The sequence below is a fragment of the Ileibacterium valens genome, assembly GCF_001945525.1.
Taxonomy (GTDB): Bacteria; Bacillota_I; Bacilli_A; order Erysipelotrichales; family Erysipelotrichaceae; genus Ileibacterium; species Ileibacterium valens.
The window spans coordinates 1-9,455 of sequence record NZ_MPJW01000116.1; the positions used below are offsets into that span (position 1 = coordinate 1).

Here is a 9,455-nt window from a genome sequence, read left to right on the forward strand (position 1 = left end):
GCAGGATTGCGTTTGATTTTAGCCATGATTTCATTTCCTCTTTTCTTAATAAAAGCACAAATCGCAAAAAAAATCTGTGCAGGCCGAGCCGTACGCTCTCGACTTACACAGATAAAATTACACTCTCTAAAATTGCTTGCTTCTGGACTTTCAAGAGAAGCTGTTGCTAATTTTTTAGAGATTTCAAACGCCCATCTTGAACTGGTTCTTTCTAAAGATGATAAGTAAGAAGTGAATAAACATACCAGTAGATATTCAGCTGGTATTGACTTCACTGCATCGATAAACATCCAGATATCGTTTTTTAGACAATAAAGTAGTCGTTAACTCAGTTGAACGCCTGCTTTTTTCGTCTTGTTCTGTTTAATCAAGATACTTAACAACTGTTTTTGCTTCTTTGTCGTGATCGCGAAAGAAAATCATCCATTTAAGGATGCTGATCCATGAATCTCTTAGCGATCCACAATCTCCAATATTTTTTGGTACTTCATTCATAATTTAAAAGTTTTGATTTCATCTTAAAGAAAAATAATCAAAAAAAGTCAGAGATACCAACAGGTTTCACCTGATCTCTGACTCGTTCACCTATATATTTCTTCCTGAAATTTCTTTTTAGTTTATTTCTCGTTTTTTCTTTATTCAGTCCGACTGCCTATCCAATAATCATCGATCCTGCGATGGCTACGATGGACATCAATGCCAGATATCCAATGCCATAAGGGAGAACCATCTTCAGAAGCTTTGAATCCTCGCCCTGTTTGTCCACTGCGCTCAGTGCAATCGATAAGGATTGAGGAGACATCATTTTACCGGCACCTACCCCAAGTGAGTTGAGACCGACTATCCAATATGGATCCATATTCAGGGCAGTTGCAGCATTGAGCTGTACCTGTCCAAACAAGACAGAAGAAGAAGTACCGCTTCCAGTCACAAATGTTCCCAGACAGCCCAACCATGGCGCAAAGAAAGGATAGATACTTCCTGTCACCGCAATGATGAATGCAGCAATTTCAGCAATCATACCTGAATAGATCATGATCTTGGCACAGGAGAGTACAGATAACATGACATAAATCGATCCGCTCATCTGCTTGATTGTTGCTTTCAGAACTTCCATAAATACTGAAACTGGCACTTTCTGAATCCAGGCACCCAGGATTGCAGAAAGGAAAATCCATACGCCTGGAGTATTAATCCATGCAAATTTAACTGGAGACTGTCCTTCAACAAAAGTGATGGAGCTTGAAAACTGATCCAGATAGGTATTGATTGGCATGACAAGTTTGGAAGTTCCTAACAGGAATACAAAGATAAACAGGAATGGAGCACAAGCGACTGCAATTTCCTTAAGGCCAAGCTTTCCTGTCTGTTCAGGCATTTCCATTTCATATTCAGGATTCGGCTTCATTCTTTTCGCCATGAATCCGGTAATCAGTAAGGAGCAGACCGAGGCGATCACCATGACAAGTTCTGCCCCGACAAAATAGGAGACAAGAATCATTGGAATCACCATGGAAATTCCACTGGCCAGAGTAATTCCCCACATCCCTTTCATTGCTTTGATTCCTTTTCCTGTAATCATAACCAGAATCACTGGAGTCAGGATCATAAAGAATGCCGTCTGTATAGCCTGCATGGTTGAAAGTGAAATCGAGTTTTCAAATCCTACAACGTTAGCCAGAGTTACTGTCGGAATCCCAATGGAGCCCCATGGCGTCGGATTTCCATTGGCGACAAGACAGATCAGGCAGGAAAAAAGAGCCGGAAAGCCCATCCCGACCAGCATTCCAGCTGGAATGGCGATAGCCGTTCCAAAACCAGCCATTCCCTCCATAAATCCGCCAAAGCACCAGGCAACTAACAGGACAATCACGCGCTTATCCGAAGACAGTGAAGTCAGTAACCGCTTGATGACATCCATCCCGCCTGAGCGGCAAACCAGGTTATAAGTGAATACAGCGGACACGATGACCAGTACAATTGGCCATAATGCCATACAAATTCCTTCAAGAGCAGAAAGACCGATCACGCTGACTGGTGTATGCCAGATCAGCAATGCTTCAACAGCTGCAATGACTGCTGAACCTAAAGCTGCTTTCCACGTCGTCCACTTGAGCACCATCATCGCGATTATCAACCAGATGATCGGTACCAAAGCCAGAATAAAGTTCAGAAAATTCATTCAGATACCTCTCTTAAATTTCATGGGAAAATTATAGCATTCAAGCACGATTCCAAAACCGGCCCCTTTTCATCTGTTGTAATTTTCCTGTTTTCAACGGTGAATGGGTTCACTTTCCGGACCATATCAATAAATTCATTCATTTTTTAAATCAGATGCAAGCGATCTCAGATATGAGATATTTGCGATTTACAGGCATTTTGTATCTGCTTGTTTCAAAAGAATTTTTTACCTTTTCTGATTCCGATTTCATTTACCAATCTTCATCGTTTTCATTTCACAGACCAATCTTTCGCTTAATATATCTTACTTGTTCGTTTTCCTGGCATCGAATCAGGAAGAAATCGTCCAGGCAATCAACAGACCAGACGCTAAGATACAACGATTTGGACCTCCATCATAAGTGGGAGTTAATGCCTATATAAATGAATTATTAATATCAAATTTCCATATATGTTCATTAAACGAAACAGAGTGGGAGCCTGTCCCATTTCAAACCGATTTTTCAGGTTGATTTCACTTTTCAACTTTTCGTTATGATCCTTTACTTCTTCTGAAATATCAATACAGATCAGACTTATTGTATTCATGATTCTTCAATCTTTATTTCTTTGTTAGTGATTCAAACCTTAATGAACTCCATTGGTGGAGAAACTGCCCAGATTTAAGGTAATTCGATGAAATCTTCTTCTTTGCCATTGATCTGCTTTCTTTCATGGAAAGATGAAGGGTGATCCCCTGACGATTCGTTTCTTACTGTTTTGCAATCTGCCAATTGTCTGGATTTAAATCATCAGCTTTCAAATTGGATCAAATAAGATTCAAATCGACCTTTTTTCTGGTTTTTCCTGCCATTTTCCCCCACCCAATGACTAATTTCACCTCAAAAATCGTCTGTCAGGCTGATGAGAAAGGTCTTTTTTTATTTGCTCCAGGAAAGGCCATCGTTAGGAGATTTTGTATTTTCAATTGAGAAAAGAGGTCCTGAATACTATAATGGTGGTGCAAAGTAGCGGATTGTGTCAGAGTGTGGGGGTGATGGCACATGTTCATGGGGGAGTTCGCGCATAATATTGATCGTAAGGGGCGATTGATAATGCCGGCCAAGTTCAGAGATGAACTCGGTGAGCGCGTGATCGTCAACCGTGGGCTTGATGGCTGCTTGAACGTGTATACGACGGAACAGTGGGAAGTCGTCTACAAGAAAATCGCCGCCCTTCCGTCAACGAATAAGGATGCACGTATGTATCAACGCATTTTTCTTTCTAAAGCCAGTGAAGTTGATCTTGATTCACAGGGACGTATTCTGATTCCTTCGACTCTGGTTAATTTAGCCGGACTTCAGAAAGAATGTCTAATCATCGGCGTCGCAACACACATCGAAATCTGGTCGAAAGAGAAGTGGGAAGCTCTTGAAGCTGAGCAATCAGATTCCTTTGAGGACTTTGCCGAAAACCTTTCCGGATTAATGGAGTGATAGAAATGAAACATGTCAGCGTTCTGCTTGATGAATCCATCGATATGCTGAACATCAAAAATGATGGAATTTATGTTGACTGCACGCTTGGTCGAGGCGGTCACAGTGAACAGATTTTAAAAAGATGTCCTCAAGGTCACCTGTATGCTTTTGACCTTGATCAGAATGCAATTGAGGAAAGCCGGCCCAGACTTGAAGCGATCTCCGATAACTTCACCCTGGTGCATGAACCTTTTGAAAATCTGGCATCGGTTTTAGATCGTTATGGGGTCGATCAGGTCGATGGAATTCTAATGGATTTAGGAGTCTCATCTCCGCAGTTTGATGATGCATCAAGAGGGTTTTCTTATCGCTTTGATGCCCGTCTGGATATGAGAATGAATCAGGAAGCTGATCTGGATGCATGGAAGGTAGTAAACACTTATTCACAGGAAGAACTGACTCGAATTTTCAGAGAGTATGGAGAAGATCCATTCGCATCGAAAATTGCTCGGAAAATCTGCGAAATCCGCACGGAAAAGCCGATCAACACAACATTTGAGCTGGTCGACGTTATTCGGTCTGCCCTGCCGCCTGCCGTTCTCAGGAAAAAGGGGCATCCCGCTAAACAGATCTTTCAGGCACTGCGTATTGAAGTGAATCAGGAATTAGCTCAGCTGCAGAAAGTTCTGGATGACGGGTTAAAACGGTTAGCGCCTGGGGGGCGAATGGCCGTTATCACTTTCCATTCATTAGAAGACAGAATGGTAAAGAAAACATTTGCCAAAGCTGCACTGCCTCCAAAAACAGACAAACGGCTTCCGCAGATGGGGATAGAAAATCTCGAGTATCATCTGGTAAACAGAAAACCGGTTCAGGCATCTGACGAAGAACTGGAAGAGAATCAAAGAGCGCACAGCGCAAAATTAAGGGGAATTGAGCGTCATGAAATCAAAGGGGAAAACCGTTCGTAAACGAACTGTTCTGAAGAAAAAAAGAAAAGATCCAATGCAGCGTTTATTGATCGTCTGGCTGTTATTTGCCGGTGTATTTCTTAGCTGCCGGCTGTTATTGAATTCATATAATGCTTCGCTTTCCAGAACCAATACAGAACTGGTTGGCGAAATTTCAAAAACAGAAGAGGAAATTGATCAGCTTCAGAGCGAAGTCAACGTTTTACAGGATAAAACAAGCGTTCTTGGCATGCTCGACAACCAGGTCAGCGATAACCAGAATAATATTTACGTTATCGACAACAAGTAAAGCTCCCTGCCTCAGGGAGCTTTTCCTCGTTTTGGGAAGCCGCACAAAGCTGTTATACTCTTTTGAGCTTTATGTCATACTTTGATTCAATGAATTCTTTAATCTTTTTTATAGAATTTTTGATTAAAATTTCACGGTATAAGCTGAACTATCTAAGCGTTCGACTTGCCCAGGACAGAACCTAAGGCAAAATTGAAAAATTAGCCTGATTTTCAATGTTCGCAACTCCATCAGAAATGTCTGATGCAGCCTTTGATTCAAAACGGCCTGCAAAAAGAAAATTACAGATCCTTTTCTGATCTGTCAGAATATCAGTCTTTTATACATAAATTTTAGAATGGAGGAATCCCATGCGGCGATCAAGAAATAAACCGCAGCGTAAGGAAACCATGCAAAAACGGTTGGAAAAAAGCCGCTATGCAAATCAAAATCTGATTTCAATATTTATCGTAGCCATGTGCTGCTTTGGTCTAGTCGTTGCCAACATTCTGTATACGATGATTTCAAAAAAGCATATCTGGTCACAGCATGAAGTCATTACCAGTGATATTGCTTCTTCGATTCAGACTCCAACGATCTACGGCAAAAGAGGAACCATCTATGACCGCAATCATCAGGTATTAGCTCAGGAAACCGTGGCCTATACTCTGATTGCTCAATTTGATAACCGAACCGAACAGGAAAAAAAGGAAGACGAAGAACAACAGGAAAAGCTGGATGATATGGCTGTTCGCTACGCTCTTCAGAATGGAACCTATGATGAAGTCGTCAAGGAACTTGAAGAAGAGAAAAATGAGCGCGAACTGCTTTATGTCAAAGACGCTGGTGAATTTGCGAAATCCTTAAAGGAAGTTTTAGGCGATTCGATCGATGAAACGACCATTGCAGAACTTGTAAAAAATGGAATGGAAAATGGATACGCTCAATCTGAACTTGGAACAGGAACCAAACGTCTGGACAAAACCGTAATGGAAGCTTTACAGGAGAAAAAAATTCCCGGTTTAGGCTTCATCGAGACCACAAAAAGAAGCTACCCCACTTCCCCTTTCTCAAGCAACCTGATTGGTTATGCCACCTATTCTGAAGATTCGGGAAGGATTTCAGGTATTAATGGCCTTGAAAAAGATATGAACTCCTATCTGGCCGGTAAGGATGGGCAGGAGCAATTCCAGCAGTCCAAGCGCGGCGAAATCCTTCCAGGAACACATCGAATCCTTTCGCAGGCAGAAGATGGAAGCGATCTGGTTTTAACACTTGATTCCAATCTTCAGCGCATCGTCGAAGAAGAAATGCAGATCACGATGGATACGAATGGGGCTGAATCTGCCTGGTGCGTCGTGATGGAAGTAGAGACCGGTAAGATCCTGGCCTGGGCTTCTTATCCAACCTTTAATCAGAATACTCCACTTGAAATTCCAAGTTATACCGATAATGTTTCAGAAATGAATTATGAAGCAGGATCAGTTATGAAGCCTTTTGTATACGCCTCCGCTATTGATGCTGGCGTTTATCCTTACAATCAGTTGTATCGGGCTGGACAGTTTGACTATACAGTCGATCCAGGAACCGGAGAAATCATTCGTCTTGAAAATGGAGCTGTAACTGGCTATCCGACTATTAAGGATGCATTAGGTAAGGATTTTGGGGTATTAAGCTTTGAAGATGGTCTTGCTAACTCATCCAACATTGCGATCTGTGAGCTTCTTGCCAACTATCTCGACGAGAAGACCTATGAAAACTATCTGGATAAATTCGGATTCTTTAAAGCTACAGACATCCCTTTTGTTCCTGAAACCAGTGGAGCCAAGAACATGTCTGATGCTACAAGCTATCTGTCTACTGGATTTGGACAGGCCAGCTCAATTACTGTCCTGCAGCTCATGCAGGCTTATTCTGCGATCTTTAATGACGGTGTGATGATGAAGCCATATGTCGTTGAATCCATTGTGGATTCAGCGACTGGTCAGACCATCAACAAATTTGAACCGGAAGCCGCAGGGACTCCAATTTCAGCAGATGCGGCAAACCAGACAAAAGACATCATGCGCCAGGTCTTTGCACCCGGTTTTTCCGGCGAAAAATTTGCAATGGAAGATGTTGATCTGACTGGAAAGACCGGTACCGGTGAACGATATGATCCTGAAACTGGAACCTATGATACAAGTGTCTTTACGTCAAGCATTATGGCAGCCGCTCCGGCTGATGATCCTAAAATCATGGTTTACTGGGGAATGGTTTCTTCCAATTATATTAACTATTCTGCAGAACCCTTCCAGGTCATCATGCAGCAGGCTTTAATTGCCAACAGCGTGAATGGAGGAACTTCTGATTCTGCCAATGAACCCTATGGACAGTGGGAATCTTACGAAATGCCTTCTCTGGTGAATCATTCCATCGATTATGCCAATAACAAAATGGCTGATAAGCACGTCAACACGGTAATCATTGGGGATGGGTCTTCTATCATTGATCAGTTTCCAAAAGCGGGAGGAACGATTAACTCCAATGATAATGTCCTTCTGTTAACGGATGGTCAGTCATTAACTATGCCGGATCTGATCGGCTGGACAAGAAAGGATTTGACTGCACTCTGGCAGCTTTCCGGTCTTCCAATTCGCCAGGATGGATATGGTAAAGTCGTATGGCAGAGTATTCCCGCAGGCGAACCAATACAGGCTGATACGGAGATTGAAGTCAGTCTCGAGTAACTTTTTACACTGAAAGTTTCGCCATTCAAAAACATAGACTTTGAACCGCTTAAAGCGAACAGAGACACCTGTTCGCTTTTTTGATTTTCTTATTTCTTGAGGTTTTAGTCAGAAACTCCAATCAATTTCCATGCATGAGCTGAGTAGAATGCAGCAGCCGCATGTCGACAATTATCCTGATCTTCACAAGTGTTTCCTTTTTCCTGAAGAGCTGGATTCCAATTTTGTGTATTATGTTATATTTGACATAATATCATTCTGCTTCATTTGATGAATGGAGATTAACTAATGTATATTCTCGATCGACTGACAACCGTTTTTATGAACAGCTATCCTGGGGCCAGCAGTTATCAGATTTCTGCTTTTCTGCTAAAAAACCAACATAAATCAATCACTCTTACAGATGTTCAGCTTGATAATAAAATCTCGAAAGCCACGCTGGTTCGCTTTTCTCAAGCAGGGGGCTTTTCATGTTTTCCTGCGATGCTAAGAGCATTAAAAACAGAAATATAATTTTATGAGCAGGATCCGCAAAACACTGTATATTCTGATCTGCTTTCAAGCTTTGACTCCAGGTTATCCATTCGCAAGTTTCTCAAAGAGAAGATAAGCCATTCTCCTGTCATTCTTGTCATCGGTAAAATGCAGGTTTTCCAGCAGCTTAAGGAGATACTTTTAAAAACCTGCAGTCATTCAATAATTGTTTTCTTAGGCAGTTGGGATATGCAGAAAGCCCGAAGCATTTTTGAAAATCTGACTGATGAAGATACGATTCTGTTTTTAGAGCCATATCTCGATCTGGCCGCATTCATATCCATCTTTGTTCAGACTGAACCTGTTCTCTCGGCATCGATCATCAGTGCAGCATCCAAATACTACTTTGGGCCAGGAAATGAAGTTCACTCAATTAAACCAATTCAGCTGTAAAAGAGCCTTAATACTACTTGAAGGAAGGAATATTATGAATTGTTTTGCGGTCATGCTTCTGAGTATTATCTTTGATGCGGATCCTTCAGAACCTTTATTTATTCTGGCTGAATACCTGATCAGTCACTACAGGGATCTGCCGAAAATGACTCGCCAGGAAATATTAAAAACACACATGTTTCTTCCGAAGCAATTAAAAAATTTTGTTTGTATCTTGGATTTCAAAGTTTTAAGAATCTGCGTGAATTTGGCAGGACTACAGCTCAGATTCGTAAAGACCAGTACCAGCAGCGGTATAAAAACACTTCCGTTGAAGCCATGCTTGCGAATATCCGCTTTATCTCAAAAAACGAGTTTGATCAGAATCAGTTCCTGGAACAGGTTAATGTGGCTGCCGACATGATTCATCAGGCAAAGCGTCTGGTTTTTATTGGTGCTCTGTTTCCACTTTCTCTGTCTTTAGATATGGCGGAAGATCTGCTTAACACAGGCAAGGCCGTCATCTACAATCAGCTGTTTACCGATTTTGGCATCAGGCGTTTTGAAAAAGGCGCTCTGATCATCATTCCGACATTAACTGGAAATTTTATTCCAGCCAATGTTCCTGGATTTCTTGATCAGGTAAAAAGTTTCCCTCTCCTTTTTCTATCGAAAAGAGAGATCAGAAAGATTCCCTGTCAGCAGTTTAATCTGATTCAATTGCCGAATCTTAATCAGTCCAATCAATCCAATTTGATTTTGCTTGAAACATATAATCTGATCAAATACATGTATTTCAATAAATATATTTATCTGTAATTCCCAAGCTTTTTCTACCTAGAAATTCTATCTAATTTCTAACTGCTTTAATTACGCTTTATGTATAGCTTTTTTCGAGCTAAAACCACCCATATACTCCTAAAAAGATTTATTCTATATG

9 protein-coding genes are annotated in these 9,455 nt (G+C 41.3%); 8 read left to right on the forward strand and 1 reads right to left on the reverse strand.

Annotated features, from left to right (window positions below; genetic code table 11):
* Positions 1-228, forward strand: a 228-nt coding sequence (locus BO222_RS13680; protein ID WP_158024563.1) for a hypothetical protein, incomplete at its 5' end; no start/stop codon positions are given.
* 424 nt (positions 229-652) lie between these two features.
* Here BO222_RS13680 and BO222_RS05685 read toward each other — a convergent pair.
* The gene (locus tag BO222_RS05685; RefSeq protein WP_075819172.1) at positions 653-2,182 is read right to left on the reverse strand and encodes an L-lactate permease; all 1,530 of its coding nucleotides are present in this window, start codon (positions 2,180-2,182) and stop codon (positions 653-655) included.
* 1,045 nt (positions 2,183-3,227) lie between these two features.
* Between BO222_RS05685 and mraZ the strand changes: the two genes are divergently transcribed.
* From mraZ to BO222_RS05725, 7 genes are all read left to right on the forward strand, one after another.
* Positions 3,228-3,659: a division/cell wall cluster transcriptional repressor MraZ gene (gene mraZ, locus BO222_RS05695; RefSeq protein WP_075819176.1), complete on the forward strand. Its 432-nt coding sequence runs from the start codon at positions 3,228-3,230 to the stop codon at positions 3,657-3,659.
* Positions 3,660-3,664: 5 nt separating this feature from the next.
* Positions 3,665-4,612 carry a 16S rRNA (cytosine(1402)-N(4))-methyltransferase RsmH gene (gene rsmH / locus BO222_RS05700; protein ID WP_075819178.1) on the forward strand — a complete coding sequence of 316 codons (948 nt, stop codon included), beginning with the start codon at positions 3,665-3,667 and terminating at the stop codon, positions 4,610-4,612.
* Positions 4,584-4,901 carry a DUF4349 domain-containing protein gene (locus BO222_RS05705; RefSeq protein WP_075819180.1) on the forward strand — a complete coding sequence of 106 codons (318 nt, stop codon included), beginning with the start codon at positions 4,584-4,586 and terminating at the stop codon, positions 4,899-4,901. The genes rsmH and BO222_RS05705 overlap by 29 nt, the downstream gene beginning before the upstream one ends.
* Before the next feature lie 350 nt (positions 4,902-5,251).
* The gene (locus BO222_RS05710) at positions 5,252-7,609 is read left to right on the forward strand and encodes a penicillin-binding protein (RefSeq protein ID WP_075819182.1); all 2,358 of its coding nucleotides are present in this window, start codon (positions 5,252-5,254) and stop codon (positions 7,607-7,609) included.
* Between the two features lie 288 nt (positions 7,610-7,897).
* The gene (locus BO222_RS05715) at positions 7,898-8,122 is read left to right on the forward strand and encodes a hypothetical protein (RefSeq protein WP_075819184.1); all 225 of its coding nucleotides are present in this window, start codon (positions 7,898-7,900) and stop codon (positions 8,120-8,122) included.
* Positions 8,123-8,332: 210 nt separating this feature from the next.
* On the forward strand, positions 8,333-8,536 hold the full coding sequence (locus BO222_RS05720) for a hypothetical protein (RefSeq protein ID WP_143356950.1): 204 nt from the start codon (positions 8,333-8,335) through the stop codon (positions 8,534-8,536).
* A 207-nt stretch (positions 8,537-8,743) separates the two neighbouring features.
* Positions 8,744-9,334 (forward strand): hypothetical protein, encoded by a 591-nt coding sequence (locus BO222_RS05725; RefSeq protein ID WP_075819188.1) that lies wholly within the window; start codon positions 8,744-8,746, stop codon positions 9,332-9,334.
* Positions 9,335-9,455 lie beyond the last annotated feature (121 nt).